The sequence below is a fragment of the Roseobacter sp. AzwK-3b genome (assembly GCF_000170875.1).
GTDB lineage: Bacteria > Pseudomonadota > Alphaproteobacteria > Rhodobacterales > Rhodobacteraceae > Roseovarius > Roseovarius litoreus.
Window position 1 is genome coordinate 425813 of record NZ_ABCR01000001.1, and the last position, 17348, is coordinate 443160.

Annotated in this window: 24 protein-coding genes; 17 read left to right on the forward strand and 7 right to left on the reverse strand. The window is 61.6% G+C overall.

Going from position 1 to position 17348, the window contains the following annotated elements; genetic code table 11:
* Positions 1–49 precede the first annotated feature (49 nt).
* Positions 50–901 carry a bifunctional DNA-formamidopyrimidine glycosylase/DNA-(apurinic or apyrimidinic site) lyase gene (mutM, locus tag RAZWK3B_RS01855; RefSeq protein ID WP_007811697.1) on the reverse strand — a complete coding sequence of 284 codons (852 nt, stop codon included), beginning with the start codon at positions 899–901 and terminating at the stop codon, positions 50–52.
* A gap of 95 nt (positions 902–996) precedes the next feature.
* Here mutM and ubiE point away from each other — a divergent pair, with 95 nt between their 5' ends.
* Together ubiE and ubiB are read left to right on the forward strand one after the other, a co-directional pair.
* The gene (gene ubiE / locus RAZWK3B_RS01860) at positions 997–1740 is read left to right on the forward strand and encodes a bifunctional demethylmenaquinone methyltransferase/2-methoxy-6-polyprenyl-1,4-benzoquinol methylase UbiE (RefSeq protein WP_007811699.1); all 744 of its coding nucleotides are present in this window, start codon (positions 997–999) and stop codon (positions 1738–1740) included.
* The gene (ubiB, locus tag RAZWK3B_RS01865; RefSeq protein WP_007811702.1) at positions 1741–3273 is read left to right on the forward strand and encodes a 2-polyprenylphenol 6-hydroxylase; all 1533 of its coding nucleotides are present in this window, start codon (positions 1741–1743) and stop codon (positions 3271–3273) included.
* Positions 3274–3337: 64 nt separating this feature from the next.
* On the opposite strand, the gene RAZWK3B_RS20070 is transcribed toward ubiB, so the two are convergent.
* From RAZWK3B_RS20070 to RAZWK3B_RS20385, 3 genes are all read right to left on the reverse strand, one after another.
* A complete protein-coding gene (locus RAZWK3B_RS20070; RefSeq protein ID WP_007811703.1) occupies positions 3338–4219 on the reverse strand; it encodes a phosphotransferase family protein in 882 nt (293 codons plus the stop codon).
* Between the two features lie 75 nt (positions 4220–4294).
* Positions 4295–4996 carry a flagellar hook capping FlgD N-terminal domain-containing protein gene (locus RAZWK3B_RS01875; RefSeq protein WP_007811704.1) on the reverse strand — a complete coding sequence of 234 codons (702 nt, stop codon included), beginning with the start codon at positions 4994–4996 and terminating at the stop codon, positions 4295–4297.
* A 125-nt stretch (positions 4997–5121) separates the two neighbouring features.
* Positions 5122–6882, reverse strand: coding sequence for a flagellar hook-length control protein FliK (locus RAZWK3B_RS20385; protein WP_083798943.1), 1761 nt, complete (start codon positions 6880–6882; stop codon positions 5122–5124).
* 91 nt (positions 6883–6973) lie between these two features.
* On the opposite strand from RAZWK3B_RS20385, the gene RAZWK3B_RS01885 reads away from it, so the two are divergent.
* From RAZWK3B_RS01885 to RAZWK3B_RS01910, 6 genes are all read left to right on the forward strand, one after another.
* A complete protein-coding gene (locus tag RAZWK3B_RS01885) occupies positions 6974–7264 on the forward strand; it encodes a rod-binding protein (RefSeq protein WP_232279466.1) in 291 nt (96 codons plus the stop codon).
* A complete protein-coding gene (flgN, locus tag RAZWK3B_RS01890; protein ID WP_007811708.1) occupies positions 7251–7610 on the forward strand; it encodes a flagellar export chaperone FlgN in 360 nt (119 codons plus the stop codon). Before RAZWK3B_RS01885 ends, flgN begins: the two co-directional genes overlap by 14 nt.
* Positions 7611–7819: 209 nt before the next feature.
* Positions 7820–8698 (forward strand): flagellin N-terminal helical domain-containing protein, encoded by an 879-nt coding sequence (locus RAZWK3B_RS01895; protein WP_007811709.1) that lies wholly within the window; start codon positions 7820–7822, stop codon positions 8696–8698.
* Positions 8699–8771: 73 nt separating this feature from the next.
* Positions 8772–9146: a flagellar biosynthesis regulator FlaF gene (gene flaF / locus RAZWK3B_RS01900; protein ID WP_007811710.1), complete on the forward strand. Its 375-nt coding sequence runs from the start codon at positions 8772–8774 to the stop codon at positions 9144–9146.
* Positions 9143–9547: a flagellar biosynthesis repressor FlbT gene (gene flbT, locus RAZWK3B_RS01905; protein WP_007811711.1), complete on the forward strand. Its 405-nt coding sequence runs from the start codon at positions 9143–9145 to the stop codon at positions 9545–9547. The genes flaF and flbT overlap by 4 nt, the downstream gene beginning before the upstream one ends.
* Positions 9544–10347, forward strand: coding sequence for a DUF1217 domain-containing protein (locus RAZWK3B_RS01910; RefSeq protein WP_007811713.1), 804 nt, complete (start codon positions 9544–9546; stop codon positions 10345–10347). The genes flbT and RAZWK3B_RS01910 overlap by 4 nt, the downstream gene beginning before the upstream one ends.
* An 83-nt stretch (positions 10348–10430) precedes the next feature.
* Here RAZWK3B_RS01910 and RAZWK3B_RS01915 read toward each other — a convergent pair whose 3' ends face one another.
* The gene (locus RAZWK3B_RS01915) at positions 10431–11855 is read right to left on the reverse strand and encodes a FliI/YscN family ATPase (RefSeq protein WP_007811714.1); all 1425 of its coding nucleotides are present in this window, start codon (positions 11853–11855) and stop codon (positions 10431–10433) included.
* Between the two features lie 85 nt (positions 11856–11940).
* Here RAZWK3B_RS01915 and RAZWK3B_RS01920 point away from each other — a divergent pair, with 85 nt between their 5' ends.
* Genes RAZWK3B_RS01920 through RAZWK3B_RS01960 form a run of 9 tightly spaced genes read left to right on the forward strand, consistent with a single transcriptional unit; the run spans position 11941 to position 16510 of the window.
* Positions 11941–12330, forward strand: a complete 390-nt coding sequence (locus RAZWK3B_RS01920; RefSeq protein ID WP_007811716.1) for a FlgB family protein — start codon at positions 11941–11943, stop codon at positions 12328–12330.
* A gap of 10 nt (positions 12331–12340) precedes the next feature.
* Entirely contained in the window at positions 12341–12733 is a 393-nt protein-coding gene (gene flgC / locus RAZWK3B_RS01925) for a flagellar basal body rod protein FlgC (protein WP_007811719.1), read from the forward strand.
* Positions 12734–12753: 20 nt separating this feature from the next.
* A complete protein-coding gene (gene fliE / locus RAZWK3B_RS01930) occupies positions 12754–13044 on the forward strand; it encodes a flagellar hook-basal body complex protein FliE (RefSeq protein WP_007811721.1) in 291 nt (96 codons plus the stop codon).
* Between the two features lie 3 nt (positions 13045–13047).
* A complete protein-coding gene (locus RAZWK3B_RS01935) occupies positions 13048–13317 on the forward strand; it encodes a flagellar biosynthetic protein FliQ (RefSeq protein ID WP_007811723.1) in 270 nt (89 codons plus the stop codon).
* 1 nt (position 13318) lies between these two features.
* A complete protein-coding gene (locus tag RAZWK3B_RS01940) occupies positions 13319–14032 on the forward strand; it encodes a flagellar hook-basal body complex protein (protein ID WP_007811724.1) in 714 nt (237 codons plus the stop codon).
* 16 nt (positions 14033–14048) lie between these two features.
* Positions 14049–14834, forward strand: coding sequence for a flagellar basal-body rod protein FlgG (gene flgG, locus RAZWK3B_RS01945; RefSeq protein WP_007811725.1), 786 nt, complete (start codon positions 14049–14051; stop codon positions 14832–14834).
* Entirely contained in the window at positions 14831–15250 is a 420-nt protein-coding gene (flgA, locus tag RAZWK3B_RS01950) for a flagellar basal body P-ring formation chaperone FlgA (RefSeq protein WP_007811727.1), read from the forward strand. Before flgG ends, flgA begins: the two co-directional genes overlap by 4 nt.
* An 18-nt stretch (positions 15251–15268) precedes the next feature.
* A complete protein-coding gene (gene flgH, locus RAZWK3B_RS01955; protein ID WP_007811729.1) occupies positions 15269–15994 on the forward strand; it encodes a flagellar basal body L-ring protein FlgH in 726 nt (241 codons plus the stop codon).
* A gap of 9 nt (positions 15995–16003) precedes the next feature.
* Positions 16004–16510 carry a flagellar basal body-associated FliL family protein gene (locus RAZWK3B_RS01960; RefSeq protein ID WP_007811731.1) on the forward strand — a complete coding sequence of 169 codons (507 nt, stop codon included), beginning with the start codon at positions 16004–16006 and terminating at the stop codon, positions 16508–16510.
* Here the strand turns inward: RAZWK3B_RS01960 and RAZWK3B_RS01965 are convergent.
* Entirely contained in the window at positions 16498–16941 is a 444-nt protein-coding gene (locus tag RAZWK3B_RS01965; RefSeq protein ID WP_007811733.1) for a hypothetical protein, read from the reverse strand. The genes RAZWK3B_RS01960 and RAZWK3B_RS01965 overlap by 13 nt on opposite strands.
* A complete protein-coding gene (locus RAZWK3B_RS01970; RefSeq protein ID WP_353611277.1) occupies positions 16938–17342 on the reverse strand; it encodes an EscU/YscU/HrcU family type III secretion system export apparatus switch protein in 405 nt (134 codons plus the stop codon). The genes RAZWK3B_RS01965 and RAZWK3B_RS01970 overlap by 4 nt, the downstream gene beginning before the upstream one ends.
* Positions 17343–17348 lie beyond the last annotated feature (6 nt).

Consider the following 17348-nt stretch of genomic DNA (forward strand, 5'->3'; position numbering starts at 1 on the left):
TGTTTCTGTCAGGACGGATTCCTTACCATCGTTCGCGCGCGGATCAACCTCATCTTTGGCATAACGTGCAATAGAAGCTGGATCGGCCGGACTGCACGATGCGGGTGATGGTGCCGGTGCAGCCGGGGGTGCGGCAGGGGTCGCCCTCACGGTCGTAGACGTCGAAACTGTGTTGAAAATAACCGAGTTCGCCGTCGGCTTGCCGGAAATCACGCAACGAGGAACCGCCTGCTTCGATCGCGTCGCGCAGCACGTCGCGGATGATCGGAACCAGTGCGGCGGCGCGCGCCCGAGACAGGTTGCGCGCGCGGCGTTTTGGGGAAATCCGAGCCCGATAGAGCGCCTCGCAGACATAGATATTGCCGAGGCCCGCGACGATTCGCTGATCGAGAAGGGCGGATTTGATCGGCGTGTTGCGGCCAGAGAGGGCATCGGCCAGATAGCTTTCATCAAACTGGTTGCCCAAGGGTTCCGGCCCCAGCTTGGCCAGCAGCGGATGGGTGTCGGCCTTGGGCGTGGAGATCAGGTCCATCGCCCCGAAGCGCCGGGGATCGTTGAAGGTGATGCGCGCGCCATTGGCCATGTGGAAGACGACGTGATCGTGTTTGGCGGGGGCGGGGTGATCGTGGTGGAACGCACCCAGAGGATCGCCCGAAACGGTCATCCGGCCCGACATGCCCAGATGAATGAGCAGCGTTTCGCCCGAGGACAGGTCGGCGAGGATGTATTTCGACCGCCTGCGCAGCGACAGAACGGTCTTTCCGCTCAGGCGCGTGGCCATGTCCACGGGCAGCGGCCAGCGCAGATCGGGGCGGTTCACATCGGCGCGGGCGATGACCGCGCCTTCCATCGCGGGGGTAAGCCCGCGGCGGACTGTCTCGACCTCTGGCAATTCGGGCATGCTGCGGACCTTCTGCGAAAGGGGCGCATTGTATCCACCCCCGGGCGCCCTATAAGAAGGTCGTGACGAATGAACGGCAAGGCCCGGACGCGACAATGAGCGAGAAAACCACCCATTTCGGATTCCAGGATGTGCCCGAAAGCGAGAAGGCGGGCCGCGTGCGGGGCGTTTTCGGCTCGGTTGCGTCGAAATACGATGTGATGAACGATGCGATGTCCTTTGGCATCCACCGCATCTGGAAGGATGCGATGATGGACTGGCTTGCCCCGAGGGCCGGTCAGCGACTGCTGGATGTGGCGGGCGGCACCGGCGATATCAGCTTTCGGTTTCTCAAGCGGGCCGGGTCGGGCCATGCGACAGTGCTCGATCTGACGGAGCCGATGCTGGTGGAGGGCCGCAAACGGGCCGAGGCCGCGCAGATGCAGGACCAGCTTGACTGGATGGTGGGCGACGCGATGGCCCTGCCCTTCGAGGACAACAGTTTCGACGTCTACACGATCAGCTTCGGCATCCGGAACGTGACGCGCCCGCAAGAGGCGCTGAACGAGGCGTTTCGCGTGCTCAGGCCCGGCGGGCGGCTGATGGTGCTGGAGTTCAGCCAGATTCCCAATGACCTGATGCAATGGGCCTATGATCTTTATTCGTTCAACATCATTCCGCGCATGGGGCAGATGATCGCCGGGGACAGGGACAGCTATCAGTATCTGGTCGAATCGATCCGCAAGTTTCCGGATCAGGAGACCTTTCTGGAGATGGTCCGGGCGGCGGGGTTCGAAAACGCGAAGTTTCGCAATCTGAGCCTTGGCATTGCCTGTTTGCATTCCGGCTGGAAGATCTGAATGAGGGGTCCGCACAATATCCTGCGGCTGATCGTGACCGGCGCCACGCTGGAGCGCACGGGCGCCATGGCCCAGGTGATGGCCGCGTTCGACGCCCCGCCATTGGTGCGGGTGGCGATGCGGGTGCTGGCCTGGCCGTTTCAGTGGCTGGGCTATCGCGGTGATTCGTCGGTGCCGCCCGCGACACGGGCGCTCACGGCCCTCGGGCCGGCCTATATCAAGTTCGGTCAGATCCTGTCGACGCGGCCCGATCTGGTGGGCGAGGAGCTGGCGACGCAGTTGCGCGTCTTGCAGGACAAGCTGCCGCCCTTCTCGGTGGCGGAAGCGAAACGGCAGGTGGCCGAGCAGCTGGGTCAGCCTGTGGAGACGGTGTTTGCCGATTTCAGCGAGCCGGTGGCTGCGGCCTCGATCGCGCAGGTGCATCGCGCCACGTTGCGCGCATCAAGCGAGGTCGTCGCGGTCAAGGTGCTGCGGCCGGGGATCGAACGGGCGTTTCGCCGGGATATCGACGCCTTTTATTTCGCCGCGCGCACGATCGAGTTCCTGTCGCCGGGATCACGGCGGCTGCGTCCGACCGATGTGATCGCGCATTTCGAAGGCGTGGTGATGGGTGAGCTGGATTTACGGCTTGAAGCCGCATCAGCAGGGGAATTCGCGGCCAATACGGCCAATGATGCGGGCTTCGATCTGCCAGCGATCAAATGGCCGCTGTCGGGCCGCCGCGTCATGACGATGACCTGGGCCGACGGTCTGCCCTTGGGCGACAATGCGGCGCTGGATGCGGCAGGCCATAATCGAGATGAGTTGGGCGAACGGGTTCTGCAGCTGTTCCTGAGCCACGCGCTGCGCGACGGGTATTTCCATGCGGATATGCATCAGGGCAACCTGAAGGTGGCGGCCTCGGGAGATATCATCGCCTATGATTTCGGTATCATGGGCCATATCGACGAATATACCCGCAAGGTCTATGCCGAGATCCTTTATGGCTTTATCAAGCGCGATTATCGACGCGTGGCGGAGGTACATTTCGAAGCCGGTTATGTGCCCGCAGACCGGGATGTGGATGCCTTTGCACGGGCGCTGCGCGCGGTCGGCGAGCCGATCTTCGGGATGGATGCCAGCAAGATTTCCATGGGCAAACTGCTGAGTTACCTATTCGAAGTGACCGAGCGGTTCGGAATGGAAACCCGCACCGAGCTGATTTTGCTGCAACGCACGATGGTGGTGGTCGAGGGCGTCGCGCGGTCGCTGAGCCCGCAGATCAACATCTGGCAGGTCGCCCGCCCGGTTGTCGAGGATTACATCCGCAAGAATATCGGACCGCGCGCGGCGGCGCGGGATCTGCAAAAGACGCTCGAGGTTCTGGTACGCTATGGCCCCCGCCTGCCGGGAATCGTGGAAAACGCGCTGATCCGAAGCTCGGCGCCGAACACCCCACCGCCCGCGTCCAGCCGTCTTGTGCCAGCCTTGTGGGCGGCAGGCGGTGCTGCGGCGGGAATAGCGGCAAGCTTTGCCGCGTTCTGGCTCATCTGACAATCGGCGTTTCGCTTTTTCGTGTCGAGCCGAGGGGACCGCGCCGATGGCGCGGTGACCTGCGTCAGACGAGTTGAGACTGTTTCAGGCCGGTTTCTTCGGCGCGAACGGCATGGCGCGCCAAGGCATCGCCGCGTTCATGCCGCCACAGGCAATAGGCCAGCATGCGCCAGTGATACCAAGGCGCCAAGGTCCGGTAGCGCGCAACGGTCTGCTGGCAGGGATAGCTGGCCAGAAAGGCGGCACGTTCGGCCCGGCCAAGCGGTGTGGCACCGCGCAACACCTGCATGGCCGGAGACAGGAACAGGGCGAGGTCCGTGCATGGATCGCCAGACGCGGCAGACCCAAGGCCGGTCCAACGAAAGCCGGTTTCGGTGACGATCATGGCGTCGGGCACCGGATCGCCATGCAGAAGGACCGGGCGCTGCAAGGGCGGCACTTTGCCTTGAGGCGCCAGATTGCGGGCGGCCGTTGCCGCGGGCGACGCGCAGTCCGACAGGATGGCCCCCGTCTGTTCGGCGAGTTCGTCGCTGCCATCCGGGGCCTGGCGCAGACAGGCGGGCTGTAAGGTCCCGTGCAATTTGTGCAGCGCGCGAGCGACGAGGAATGCACCGCTCCGCTGAGGTGCGCCGGGCACATCCTCGTGCACGAGGCAAATACCCAAAGGTGTGGAGCACCGGAACACAAGGCGCGGCGCCAATTGGCGCGCGGCCAGATGCTCAAGGATCTCGGCGTCGACTGCGGGATCGTCGGCAAAGAGCGGGTCGGGTTCCGAGACGGTGTAGAGCTTGACCGTCAGGGAAGGTGCGCTGCTGCGATCCACGCGCCACAGGCGCATCCCCCGACGGTCAGGCAGCGGTGTCCAGTCATCCTCGGGCGTCAGGACGCCGTGATGCGCCAGTTCCGTGGCGAGCGTTTCCGGTGGAAATGTCCCGGTTCGTGTCATTGGCAAAGCGGCATCCGCAATCAAGCATCGGAGCGCCGGACGCTAGAGCAGCAGGCCGCCGGGGGCAAGGGAGGGTCAGGGATCGGGATGGCGCAGGCCAAGAATGCTTTCGGCGGGAACGTCCTGTCCACCGGCGAGGACGAGGGTGATTGCGCCTGCGTCATTGCGGGCCTCGACGATACGGCCATGCACCTGCACCGGGGTTTCCCCAAGGCTTTCGCCGTTGGAAAAGGATTCGACCGCGAGATCATAGCGCCCGGAGGGCAGCGGCGCGCCATTCGGCCCGACACCTGCCCATTGCAGGGTTCCACCTTCGATTGACACGTCGCTGCGCTGAACGATTGTGCCGGTGCTGTCGCGCGCGACGATCTGTGCGGCATCCGCGAGCGGCACAGGCGGCACAGTCAGCGTGACGGGAGCGCCATCGAGCTGGACAGGGGCGATGGCGCGCGCCTCCATCCCGACCCAGCCGGACAGTTGCGACATGCCCATGGCCCCCATCCGGTCGCCGAGTGTTTCCAGCAGATCATTGGTGCGAACCTGCTGTTCCACGGTCGAAAAGGTGGCGAGTTGGACCGCGAAATCAGCGGATTCGACCGGATTGAGAGGGTCCTGATTGCGCATCTGAGCGGTCAGCATTTTCAAGAATGTCTCGAAATCAGAGCTGAGCGCGGGTTTGGGAGGTGCCTCGGCGGTGGTGTTCGCGCTGGCAGAGGGTATCGATGAGCCCGGCCCCTGAGATGCAGGTCGGGTGATCGGTGCTGTGATCGGTTCCATGTCTGGCCTTTCTAAAGCGTTTCGCGAAAAACCTGACTCAGGGATTTTCGCGACATGCAGTGCTTTGTTCAATCAGTGCACGCGTTCCGCCTTTGGCTGCTGCCGCAGGGTAAAGGCGGAACGCTTTAGAGTCTGATATCGACGCGGTCGTTCGAGATTCGGACAGATGCGACGCTGTGAGCCGGAGGCTCGGGCGCGGTGGCTTGGCGGTCGATTGTGTCGGTCCCGGCGGCACCACGCTGTCCGGAATGCTGCGGCGTCTGACCAAAGTTGAATTCGGCACGTCCGTACCCCATCCCGAGGAAATCCTGCGCCAGCGTTTCGGCATGACGGCGCATGAGATCGAGGGTTTCGGGCCTTTCCGCGATGATGGTCACGACGATTCCGGCATCCCCGTGCGCCAGGCTGATACGCACGCGGCCGAGTTCGGCGGGGTTCAGCGTGAGGTCCAGATTTTTCTCGCCCGGCGCGCGCTGAATGGCGGCAGCGAGTTGCGTGAGAACCTGCCGGGGCAGTTCGGGGCGATGGAAGATGTCATGGAAACCGCGGGCTGCGTTGGGCATGTCCGATGCGGGGCGAATTTCGGCATTTTGGGCCGGATCAGAGACAAATGTCTGAGGATCGCTCCAACCGTCAACGAGTGGCTGCGGCACCGATTGAACGGGCTGTGCGACGAACGGATGCGCGGCTTGATTGGCAAGCGGCTGAGGTATCGGCAAGGCGATCTGAGGGGTGACAGGCGCCTGCGCGGTTTGGACCGGATCGTTGGGCGCGAGACGTTCTTTTGGCGCGATTGCGCCCGGATCGGTCTTCGGCGCTAGAATGGGCGAAAAGGGCTGCAAGGGTTGCGCAAGGGTCGCGGGTGGCGCCCCTGAACCTGAGGGTTGCTCTGAAGGTCGGCGTGCGACGGAAGGGTCGATGATCGCCCCGAGCGGCAGCGATGCAGCGGCCGGTTCAGGCAGGGGAGCATGCGGAGCCGGAGGCAGGACAAACCGGGCCTCGGTCGTGTTGAGCGCTGGAGGAGGGGTCAAGGTCGGCGAGGTCAGGGAGACGGCGGCGGCATCAGGGCCGGGTCCCTGCGCGGGTGGCGCAATCACACGAGCCGGTTCCGCCGTGAAGGGCGCGGGCTGCTCGGGTCGAAGCGGTCCGGCAGGTGGCAAGAGGGTGGCTTGAGTAGATGCCCGATCCGGCACGCGAGGATCGTCCTTGGCGTCCGTGTCGGGCGCGAGATCGGAAGCTGGCAGGGCAGTCGGTTCAGGGGCAAACGAGGCCGGCAGGTCGGACGCCAAGGGTCCAGCCGTATTTGGCGCCAATGGGGCAGCGGGCGTGGGAACCAACGGAGCAGATGAATTGGAGACTGATCCGTTAGCCGGAGTCGAGACTGACACCGCAGATTGGCCGGACCTATCTTCCATGTCCGGGAGCGTTGGGGAAGGTTGATTGAAGCCGATCGGCCGGATCTTTGGGGCAACCGCGAGCACAGGACTTTGCGCATCACGAGGCCGGACCTCTGCTTGCGGGTCAGTCGGGACTGTTCCGGGACCACGCGGTGGGACGGGATCACCGTGCGATCGCGCGTCATGCGCCGGATCGGCGGCCAGAGACACTTCGGTATCAGGCTGAATTGGGGTTTCGGGAATGTCCGGCTCGGGCAGCGTGGACGCATCCGCGCGCAGCGGGGCGATGTCATCAGCCGGTGCTGCTTCAACCGGAACATCCTTGGTCATAGCGCCGGACAATTCCGAAAAAACGACCTGAAAACTGGCATGTGCCGCGGCATCGGACGAAAGCCCGATCCTGACAGGATCTTGTGCGGGTCGTGGCGCAGCAGCCGGTATGGAGACGGTATCAGGCAGAATCATCAGGATCTCCGGGATTTCTTCCACAGTATGCCCGGACCATGACAGCTGCTGGTTACCGGATCTTTACCAGATTGAGGTGAAATGATCATCAATATCGTCAATTTGAGGTGAAACAGTGACTGATCTTTTATCGATTCCCCCGTCAATGGCCCTGCCTTCCGGCTCGGAAAAAAAGGCCAGGGCGCTGGATGCCGCCCAGAAACTGGAAGCGACATTTCTGGCGGAAATGCTCAAATCGACGGGACTGGGCGAACAGCAAAACAGCCTGTCCAGCGAACAGACGGAGGATCATTTCGCCTCTTTCCACAGACAGGCCATCGCGGACCAAATGGTGAAAAGCGGGGGAATCGGCCTGACGCAGGCGTTCTATCGCGCAATGATGGAGGCCCAAAATGGCGGCGAATGACATGCAGGGTCTGATTGATCGGCTGGACGATCTTCTGGAGAGTGAACGGAGCAGTCTTCTGTCTGGCAATCTGGAAAAGATCGGTCCGCTTCTCGAGGACAAGCAAAAGCTGATCGACCGGTTCAATGCGCTCGATCTGGAACGCGGACCCGAGCTTGAGTCGGTTCACAGAAAGCTGGTGCGCAATCAGGAACTTCTGGACGGAGCGCTGGACGGGATCAGAAAGGTCGCCGCACGGATGGCCGCGATGCGGCAAGTGCGGCAGGCACTGGAGACCTATGACCAACGCGGGAAAAGACAGACGGTCGATGGCGCGGTGGTGCGCAAGATCGAAAAACGAGCCTGAGCAAGTTGTCTCAAATGCAGATCATATGGACAGGCGGATTTAGCACTCCCTTAGCAATTGGCGGCGATGGTGATCGTGCAGCCGGAAGCGGTTGGCGCGGCCTCGGGGGGTGACCCGGCAGCCGCATACGTCAGAAAGACGCCATAGCCGTCTCCCACGGGGGCGGGACGCAAACTGGTGCAAAGCACCACAGGCTAAAGGAACACGCTATGTCCAGTATTTTGACCAACAACAGCGCCATGGTCGCGCTGCAAACGCTGCAATCCGTCAACAAGAACCTCGCGAAGACCCAGAATATGATCTCGACCGGCAAGGAAATTGGCCAGGCCAAGGACAATTCCGCGATCTGGGCCATTTCAAAGGTGATGGAATCCGATGTCACAGGCTTCAACGCCGTAAAAGATGCGCTGGCCCTGGGCGAATCGACTGTTGCCGTGGCGGCAGCGGGCGCCGAGCAAATCGTGAACCTTCTCAATGACATGAAGGAACGCGTGGTTGCCGCGACCGGCAGCAATGTGGATCATGACAAGCTGACGGCAGATGTCGATGCACTGAAGGAACAGATCGGTGCGATCATTCGTGGATCGCAGTTCAACGGCTCAAACCTGCTGGACACGGCGGGCGGTGACATCGATGTTCTGGCGTCGATCAACCGGGATGGCGCGGGCGGGGTCTCGAACCTGTCGATCACTGTGGAATCGGTCGATTTTCAGGCAGGTCTGCTTGGCGGCGGCACTGCGGTCGCCGATGTCGAGGATCCGATCCTCGCGGCAAACATTCTTGGCGATATCGACGTGTCGAGCGCGACAGCTGCGGATACGTCGCTCACCGCACTCGAGACGCATATCCAGTCGGCCATCGATGGCGCCGCGGCACTGGGCGCATCGGCCAAGCGGCTGTCAGATCAGTCGGAATTCGTCGGCAAGGTCTCGGATGCGATGGTATCGGGCATGGGCGCGCTGGTCGATACCAACATGGAAGAGGCGTCAGCCCGCTTGCAGGCGCTTCAGGTGCAGCAGCAGTTGGCGACCCAGTCGCTGACGATCGCCAACCAGGCGCCGCAGGCGATCCTGCAGCTCTTCCGGTGATCCGGGCAGGGGCGCCTTTGATGGGCGCCCCTGACGCCGCCTCCTGACAGTCGCATTTTCGGAAGGACATAGTGTGAACGCCATACAAAGGGCGCAAACCGCCTACGGCCATCATGCCCGCGCCACGAACACCCCGAGAGATACGGAATACGATGCCTTCGCCCGCGTCACGCGGCGATTGACCGCCGCGGCAAAGACACCGGGCGACGTTCCGGAACTCGCAGCCGCCCTCTATGACAACCGCAGACTTTGGATGATCCTTGCCTCGGATGTGGCTTTGAAAAGCAATCCCTTGCCTGGCGATCTGAAAGCCCGGTTGATCTATCTTGCCGAATTCGCAGAGGTGCACGGCCGGAAGGTGCTGGCGGGCAAGGCCACGGCCGAGCCGCTGATCGAGGTCAACAGGGCTGTCATGCAAGGCCTGCAAAACAGGAGCCCTGGGCAATGAGCGGCCTTGTTTTGAAATTGAGCCCAAGAGAACGCCTGCTGATAAATGGCGCAGTCGTCGAGAATGGCGACCGGCGCACCCGGTTGTCGATTCTCACTGCAAACGCCAATATCCTGCGTTTGAGGGATGCGATCCATCCCGAAGAGGCCGGGACACCTGTGCGGCGGGTTTGCTATACGGCGCAATTGTTGTTGTCGGGCGATGCCAATCCCGAGATCGCGCGCCGGCAGTTGTTGCATCAGATCGAAGCGCTCAGTCAGGCACTGACGGATCCGGACAGCCGCGCTCAACTGGCACGTGCGACGGAAACACTGCTGGATGAGCAATATTACCAATGCCTCAAGGCCCTGCGGACGTTGTTGCCAAGGGAAGAGCGGCTTTTGGCGAATGGTGCTCCATGAGCTTTCAACCGATCGTTCCAAGCGGCGGGCTGGGAGGCTGGGTGTTTCTCAATGCCACGATGGACGCGCAGCGCAAAGCATTCGATGCCGGCCCGCGGATCAGCAGCGATACCGCATATTTCGAAGCGCGTATCCGCGACATCAGCACGGCGGAGGAATTGGTGAATGATCGCCGGCTGCTGCGGGTCGCGCTCGGGGCATTCGGGCTACAGGACGATATCGACAGTCGTTTTCTGATCCGAAAGGTTCTGGAAGGCGGGACCGCGGACCCGGATGCTCTGGCCAATCGGCTGACGGACCGGCGCTACAAAGATTTGGCGGATGCGTTCGGGTTTGGCGCCACGGGCGGACCGGAAACCCAATCGCCGGGATTTGGAAAGGACATCGTGGATCTGTTCCGTCGTCGATCTTTCGAGAATGCGGTCGGCGAAAGCGATCAGGGCCTTCGACTTGCCCTGAACGCGCAACGGGAGCTTGCCATCTTGGCCAATGACACGGGGCAAGGCGATACCGGATGGCTGAGGATCATGGGCACGCCCCCGCTGCGCAAAGTATTCGAAACGGCGCTTGGCCTGCCCGACGGATTTGCGCAACTGGACCTCGACAGGCAATTGGATGTGTTCAAGGCGCGCGCAGCGGATCGGCTCGGCATCACCGATTTGCGGCAACTTGCGGACGAAGGAGAACGTGACAAACTGGTGGAAAGGTTTCTTCTGCAGGATCAGATCCGGGGCATCACGGTTCAAAGTTCAAGCGCGATTGCCTTGACGTTGTTGCAGGCCGTTCAACCGTTTCGCTGACCGACGCAATGCGGAAGCGGCTGAGTGAAGCGCGTGCCCCAGGGGCCGGTCCATCCAAAAAAGCTGGCGGCAAAAAAAGAGCATTACCCCACCCTGATATCTGCCGATGGTGCGATTGGAGCACGTGTTCCCGGGTTGCTGCCATGTCCGACCGCGCGCGCCATGACGCTAGATCCGGTTCTCGCCAGACCGGAACGACGAAGGATGAGATTGAGCCTGTCAAAGCTGTTTTGTGCCGAAACAGGCTCGGTTTCGGACAGAAAAGCGTCAAGTTCGGGCCATGCGCGTATCGCCTGATCCAGTTCCGGATCGCTGCCCTCGTTATAGAGACCAGCGCGCAGCATGGTCTCTGACCTGGCATAGGCGCCCAAAAGGGCGCGCGCCCGAAGAATCATCTGATTTTCGGCGTCGCTTGCCGCCTGTGGCAAACTGCGGGAAACGGATCGAAGCAAGTCGATCGCCGGATATCGCCCACGCTCGGCGATCTGCCGGTCTAGAACCACATGCCCATCAAGAACCCCGCGCAGGATATCGGCGACCGGCTCGTCGAGGTCAGACCCGGCCACGAGAACACTGAACAGCGCCGTGATGTCAGCGCAGCCCTGCGCCCCCGGACCCGCCCGCTCGCACAACGACATGATCATGTGGCTGGTCGATGCCGGAAACCCACGCATGGTTGGCAACTCGCCGGCGGCGATGGCCACTTCACGATGCGCCTCGGCGAAACGGGTGATGGAATCGAACATCAGAAGAACCTGTTTTCCGGCATCGCGAAAATACTCGGCCACGGCCATCGCCGTCCAGGCGCAACGGCGCCTCGCCAACGGCGATTGATCGGATGTTGCCGCCACCACAACAGAGCGCAACATGCCCTCAGGCCCCAGGCCGGTTTCAATGAAATGGCGCAGCTCGCGCCCGCGTTCCCCAATCAGAGCGAAAACGACGACATCGGCCTGCGTGTTGCGACCAAGCGTTGCAAGCAACGTGGATTTGCCGACGCCGGACCCCGCGAAAAGACCGATCCTCTGGCCACGAACGATGGGCAAAAGCGTGTTGAAGGCTGCGAGACCGGTTTCCAGACGCGGACCAAAACCGCGACGGGATGCCGCCGATGGAGGATCGGCGCGCAGGGCAGACCCTGTGGCGCCCTTGGGCAGGGGGCGCCCATCCAGAGGCTGCCCGAACGGGTCGACAATACGACCAATCCAGCGATCGCTCGGTCGGATCAAAGCCGAATCAGCGATCCTGACTCGGTCCCCGATATGAACACGATCAGGGGGGAAATCGGGCATCACATTGGCCAAATCACCGTCAAGTCGGAGAACCTCTCCCCCAAGAATCACCGCGTCCCTGCAGGCGATTTCGACCCTGTCACCGAGTTTGGCGACCCGAGAAAGCCCCGCGATTCCAAGCAGCTGGCTCTGGATGGCGCTGACGCGGCCAATGTCGCATGCCCGCCGCAGCCGGGCGATTTCGGTTTCAAGGCCGATCAGGTTTTTTCCGGTCATCGTGCGCTCCTGCAATTGTCTGAAAACAATTTCTAAAGGAATCACGGTTAAGCCTTGATTGAAGCCAATCGAGGGAGAAGCCCCGATGTTCCAGAACCTGGACGTTTTCAGACTGTCGCACGCAATGGCGGTCCATGCCGGAACCCGGCAGGCGGTGATTGCACAGAACCTCGCGAATTCCGACACTCCGGGCTACGCGGCCCGCGATGTCGCGCCGTTCAGCACGTTAATCGGCACGGATGCGCCGCAATTCACCAGCAAGGCCACACGCGTCACGCATCTAAATGCGTCCTCCGGGCCACTACAGATCGACGTGTCGCCCCGGAATGACGCCCAGACGGACCCCAACGGCAATTCCGTGTCTGTCGAAAGCGAGATGCTTCATGCGGTCAGCGTCAAACGCCAGCATGACCGCGCCGTCGCAATCTACAAATCAGCTCTTGGCCTGCTGCGCACGGCAGTGAGCGTCAGATAAGGGGAAAATCATGAGCGGATTCTCGGAGTCTCTTTCTGTCTCAGCCAGCGGTCTCAAGGCGCAGGCGCAACGACTGCGCCATGTTTCGGAAAATATCGCCAATGCCGACACACCGGGGTATCGGCGCAAGACAGTGTCGTTCGAGGCGAGAGCCGCCGGTATGAGCGGCGTGCATCATGTCGAAACCGGACGGGTCAGACTGGACCGCAGCGACCTTGCAAGAGTTTACGAGCCAAGCCACCCCATGGCCGACGAAACCGGGCATTTCGACAGCTCGAACGTCCAGCTTGTGATCGAGATAGCTGACGCGCGCGAAGCGCAGCGCAGTTATGAGGCGAACCTTAAAATGTTCGATCAGGCACGGCAAATGTCGTCCAGCCTGATGGATCTGTTGCGCCGCTAAACCACAGAAGGAGATCCAGAATGGATATGAATTCCCTCAATGCTGTACAAAAATATGCAGCCTCCCGTCCCGCGACCGAGCCAAAGGCCGGCGCGGGCGGCCCGGCTGAGGCCATGATGGGCCTCGCACGGGATTTCGCCGCGACCCTGCAAGACGGAGGGGCGACGGCCAAGGCGGCGATGACTGGCGGCGCGGACCCCCATGCCCTGGTGCAGGCGCTGGCACAGACGGAATTGGCAGTCGAGGCGGCTGTCACCGTGCGCAACAGGGTGGTCGAAGCCTATCAGGAAATTCTGCGCATGCCGGTCTGAGCGATGCTGGACGAGGTCGTCTTTTTCGACACGATGCGGGAAGGGCTTTGGGTCTCTCTCATCATCTCGGTTCCGATCCTGACAATGGCGCTTCTGGCCGGGCTGATTGTCGGACTTTTTCAGGCGCTGACCTCGATCCAGGAATTGACCCTGACCTTCGTCCCCAAGCTGGGCGCCATCGTTCTCGTGTTCTGGCTTTCCATGGGCTTCATGACTCAAACACTGGTCTCGTTCTTTCAGGACAGGATCATCCCGCTGATTACAGGAGGGTGAATTGGAAAACACCGGATACACCACACTGACCCGGCAATCCGGCCTGCTGCGTGAAATTCAGGTGATCGCCAACAATATAGCGAATGCCGCGACAACCGGATATCGGGAAGAAAGCCTAATTTTTGCCGAATATGTGAAACGGGTCGAAAATGGCCCTTCGATTTCGATGGCCACCCCCTCGGCGCGCAGCATTTCGAGCCTGCAGGGCGGCCTTCAGCCGACTGGCGGCACATTGGACTTTGCCATCGAAGGCGACGGTTTCTTCCTGATCGAAGCTGCGGACGGCAACAGGCTGACGCGCGCGGGCAGTTTCTCGCTTTCCGCAGCCGGCGAATTGGCCACGCATGATGGGCATCGGGTTCTGGATGCAGGCGGTGCGCCGGTTTTCCTGCCTCCGAATGCAACCGACCTGCGGGTTGCCGCAGATGGCACCATCAGTGCCGAGGGCCGGTTGATTGGCCAGATCGGGCTGGTCCGGCCACTGGATCCCAATGACCTGATCCGCGAGGGCGGCACCCTGTTCCGCACCGATGTCGGGACCAAGCCGGTCGAGGGCAGTCGCATCCTGCAAGGGTTTCTGGAGGGTTCGAATGTCGATCCGATCGCGCAGGTGGCCCGCATGGTCGAGGTGCAGCGCGCTTACGAGATGGGACAGAGTTTTCTTGAAAACGAAAACACTCGAATACGCGAAACCCTGAAGACAATGATCCGTTGAGCATGAGGAGAACACCATGCGCGCCTTGAAGATCGCCGCCACGGGCATGACCGCCCAGCAATTGCGGGTGGAAACCATCTCGAACAACCTCGCGAACATGTCGACGACCGGCTACAACACGCGTCGGGCAGAGTTTTCGGACCTGCATTATCAACAGATGGCCCGGCCCGGCACCGTGAATGCCTCGGATGGCACCGTCCTGCCGACAGGTGTGCAACTGGGTCTTGGCGTGCGGCCTGCAGCCGTGTCGATTCATCTGGCCCAAGGCTCGCTTTCGGCCACCAATGGCGATCTGGACCTTGCGATCGACGGTAATGGATATCTGGAAGTCACGCTGCCCTCGGGCCAATCCGCATATACGCGTGACGGGGCGCTGAAACGCTCGGCTGACGGGCTGATCGTCACATCAGACGGCTTTTCTCTGGTGCCCGAGATCACGATACCTGCAGACGTCCGCAGCATTTCGATCAACGCCGCTGGCGAGGTCTTTGCCTATTTCGCGGAAACGACGGAAGCGCAACAAATCGGAGAGATCACGCTGGCGGGCTTCAGCAACCCCAAGGGCCTTGAAGCGGCAGGCAACAACCTGTTTCTGGAAACCGAGGCGTCGGGGCCATCCCTTGTCTCGACACCCGGACAGGACGGTCTTGGCACTCTCCGGCAAGGGTATCTGGAGGACAGTTCGGTAGACCCGGTGCGCGAAGTGACCGAATTGATCGAGGCGCAGCGCGGCTACGAATTGAACGCCAAGGTGATTTCGGCAGCAGATCAGATGCTTGGCGCCACGGCACAGGTCAGATGATCTTTCGGGTGAGCCTGATCCTGCTGCTCGCCGCCGGGCCGGTGAGCGCCGATATGATCGTGGCGGCACGCACGATCCGCCCACAGGAAATCATCACATTGGGTGATGTCGGTTTCCAGGCAGGGGAGATTGCAGGGATCGCCAACCGCCTTGATCAGGTGATCGGCCAGGAAGCCCGCGTCGCGCTTTATGCGGGGCGCCCCATCCGTTTGACGGATATCGGCGAACCGGCTGTTGTCGACCGCAATCAGATGGTGTCGCTGATTTTCGAAAGCCACGGACTGCGGATCGCGACGGAAGGCCGCGCGCTGGACAGGGCCGGTGTGGGTGAGATGATTCGCGTGATGAACATGTCATCACGCGCCACTGTCTCGGGCGAGGTTTTGCCGGATGGCCGCATCCGTGTGATGCAGTAGAATGACGGGTTGCGGACCATGAAAAACTGTCTCTGTTTTAGCCTGATTTTCCTTCTTGGTGCCTGTGCGCGTGCCGATCACCTTGGTCGGGCACCGACCTTCACGCCGACCAAGAACGCGGTTGAGCACACCGCGATGATGGATCCCGGTCTGCCATTGGTGGCCGAGCCGCAACGTCTTGTCGATCAGGCGTCCTTGTGGCGCGCCGGCCGAACCTCCCTGCTTGGGGACAGGCGCGCCCTGCAGAAGGGCGACATCCTGACCGTGCGGATCGAGATCGACGAAGAGGCGGAAATATCCAACTCGACCTCGCGCTCTCGCAGCGGTTCGGACAGTCTGGGGATTCCACAGCTTTTCGGTCTTCCGCAAAGACTGAACGAAAAGCTTCCCGAGGGCGCCAGCATGGCGGATGCGGTCTCGCTCAATTCCAACAGCCGGTCTGATGGCGACGGATCGGTCAGCCGCCGCGAAGAGCTGACCTTGCGGTTGGCGGCCACGGTCATGGAAGTTCTTCCCAACGGAGTGCTCGCAATCAAAGGGTCACAGGAAGTGCGCGTCAATTTCGAGCTGCGCGAGCTTCTTGTGACAGGATATGTCCGGCCTGAGGATATCTCGCGTCAGAATGAAATCACATATGACAAGATCGCCGCCGCCCGGATTTCCTATGGCGGGCGAGGACAGATCAGCGACATGCAGCAGCCACGTTACGGACAACAGGTGCTGGACATGATTTTACCCTTCTAGGAGATCCCGATGATCAAGTTGATCCTGCCTGTTGCCCTGACGGTCATCGGCGTTGCCGGTGGCGTGGGCGGCGGATACGCCATGCGACCGGATCCGTCCGAAACAGTGGAAATCAATCCTTGTGGCGACACCGAAGCGCAAACGGGTTTTGCAGGCGCCTCCGAAAAAGAGGACGGCGCTGCGGAACAGGCGGCGGCAGAATACGTGAAGCTGAACAATCAGTTCGTGGTTCCGGTTGTCAAAGCCGAAAGGATCGATGCACTGGTGGTTCTGGCGCTCAGCATTGAAGTCACCGCAGGACAGTCCGGGCTTGTCTATGAAAGTGAGCCCAAGCTGCGGGACGCGTTTTTGCAGGTGCTGTTCGATCACGCGAATATGGGTGGGTTCGCCGGCGCGTTCACCAATTCCGGCAACATGGATGTATTGCGCATGTCCCTGACCGAGGTCGCCCAATCCATCCTGGGAGCTGACGCAAAAGGCATACTGATCACCGATATCGGGCGTCAGGATATCTGATCCGGGCAGCCCCTGCGGGAGAGCGCCTCTTGATACAGGATTAGGCTCTGATCTTGCTCATTTCGATGTTTCTGACGGACTTTTGCCGCCGCGGCCCATTGCTGCTCCAAGAGGTTTTCCGCCGCGATCTTGCGTCCATGCGCGCGGCGCAGCGCCTCGCTCATCGCCCCCTTGCGTGCAAGAACCATGGCCAGGCGCGCCTGAAGATCGCCGCGCATTCGCCGAACCCAGCCCTGCCAGCGCATATCGGCGCCGATCTCTCGCGCACCTTGCGCCGGCAATCCGGTATTCGCGCGCACCTGATGGTCGAGCTCGGAAAGTGCACTGCGCAAGCGCGCTTCTTCGGCAAGGATTTCCATCAATCTGGCCTGCTCCGCGCGGTAGGCGGCGTCAGTCAACGCGGCAAGATCCTTCAAGGACGGGTCCGTCATCCGCGCGCTCTCGCTTTGCGGCGCATCGCTTCGGAGAACCGGATTGCTGCAGCCACGGCCTGATACTGTCCCGGGTCGATCTCCATTCCGATCTCTGTCGTGGCATGGATGGCCCGCGCGGTGGGTGGATCGCTGCGCACCGGAACACCGTGATCTTCAGCCATCTCGCGGATCGCCAAGGCCATATAATCGACACCCTTGGCGACGCAGACCGGGGCGGAATTGGGCGCGCGGCTCCAGGTCAGGGCAACGGCATAATGCGTCGGGTTGACGATCACGACATCTGCATTCGGGACATCGGCGATCGTCTGATCACTCGCCAGGCGGCTGGCACGCTGACGGCGTTCCTGTTTCATGTGCGGATCGCCCTCATGCTGCTTGTGTTCGTGAGCTGCCCCCACTAAGTG

Bases quoted from the DNA above. Each gene is read 5' to 3' on its own strand.
- flgH (WP_007811729.1), top strand. From the start codon at position 15,269: ATGAAAAACTGTCTCTGTTTTAGCCTGATTTTCCTTCTTGGTGCCTGT.
- RAZWK3B_RS01895 (WP_007811709.1), top strand. From the start codon at position 7,820: ATGTCCAGTATTTTGACCAACAACAGCGCCATGGTCGCGCTGCAAACG.
- RAZWK3B_RS01910 (WP_007811713.1), top strand. From the start codon at position 9,544: ATGAGCTTTCAACCGATCGTTCCAAGCGGCGGGCTGGGAGGCTGGGTG.
- mutM (WP_007811697.1), bottom strand. From the start codon at position 901: ATGCCCGAATTGCCAGAGGTCGAGACAGTCCGCCGCGGGCTTACCCCC.
- flgG (WP_007811725.1), top strand. From the start codon at position 14,049: ATGCGCGCCTTGAAGATCGCCGCCACGGGCATGACCGCCCAGCAATTG.
- flgN (WP_007811708.1), top strand. From the start codon at position 7,251: ATGGCGGCGAATGACATGCAGGGTCTGATTGATCGGCTGGACGATCTT.
- RAZWK3B_RS01915 (WP_007811714.1), bottom strand. From the start codon at position 11,855: ATGACCGGAAAAAACCTGATCGGCCTTGAAACCGAAATCGCCCGGCTG.
- flgC (WP_007811719.1), top strand. From the start codon at position 12,341: ATGAGCGGATTCTCGGAGTCTCTTTCTGTCTCAGCCAGCGGTCTCAAG.
- RAZWK3B_RS01920 (WP_007811716.1), top strand. From the start codon at position 11,941: ATGTTCCAGAACCTGGACGTTTTCAGACTGTCGCACGCAATGGCGGTC.
- RAZWK3B_RS01935 (WP_007811723.1), top strand. From the start codon at position 13,048: ATGCTGGACGAGGTCGTCTTTTTCGACACGATGCGGGAAGGGCTTTGG.
- RAZWK3B_RS01960 (WP_007811731.1), top strand. From the start codon at position 16,004: ATGATCAAGTTGATCCTGCCTGTTGCCCTGACGGTCATCGGCGTTGCC.
- RAZWK3B_RS01965 (WP_007811733.1), bottom strand. From the start codon at position 16,941: ATGACGGACCCGTCCTTGAAGGATCTTGCCGCGTTGACTGACGCCGCC.
- flgA (WP_007811727.1), top strand. From the start codon at position 14,831: ATGATCTTTCGGGTGAGCCTGATCCTGCTGCTCGCCGCCGGGCCGGTG.
- ubiE (WP_007811699.1), top strand. From the start codon at position 997: ATGAGCGAGAAAACCACCCATTTCGGATTCCAGGATGTGCCCGAAAGC.
- RAZWK3B_RS01875 (WP_007811704.1), bottom strand. From the start codon at position 4,996: ATGGAACCGATCACAGCACCGATCACCCGACCTGCATCTCAGGGGCCG.
- fliE (WP_007811721.1), top strand. From the start codon at position 12,754: ATGGATATGAATTCCCTCAATGCTGTACAAAAATATGCAGCCTCCCGT.
- ubiB (WP_007811702.1), top strand. From the start codon at position 1,741: ATGAGGGGTCCGCACAATATCCTGCGGCTGATCGTGACCGGCGCCACG.
- RAZWK3B_RS20070 (WP_007811703.1), bottom strand. From the start codon at position 4,219: ATGACACGAACCGGGACATTTCCACCGGAAACGCTCGCCACGGAACTG.
- flbT (WP_007811711.1), top strand. From the start codon at position 9,143: ATGAGCGGCCTTGTTTTGAAATTGAGCCCAAGAGAACGCCTGCTGATA.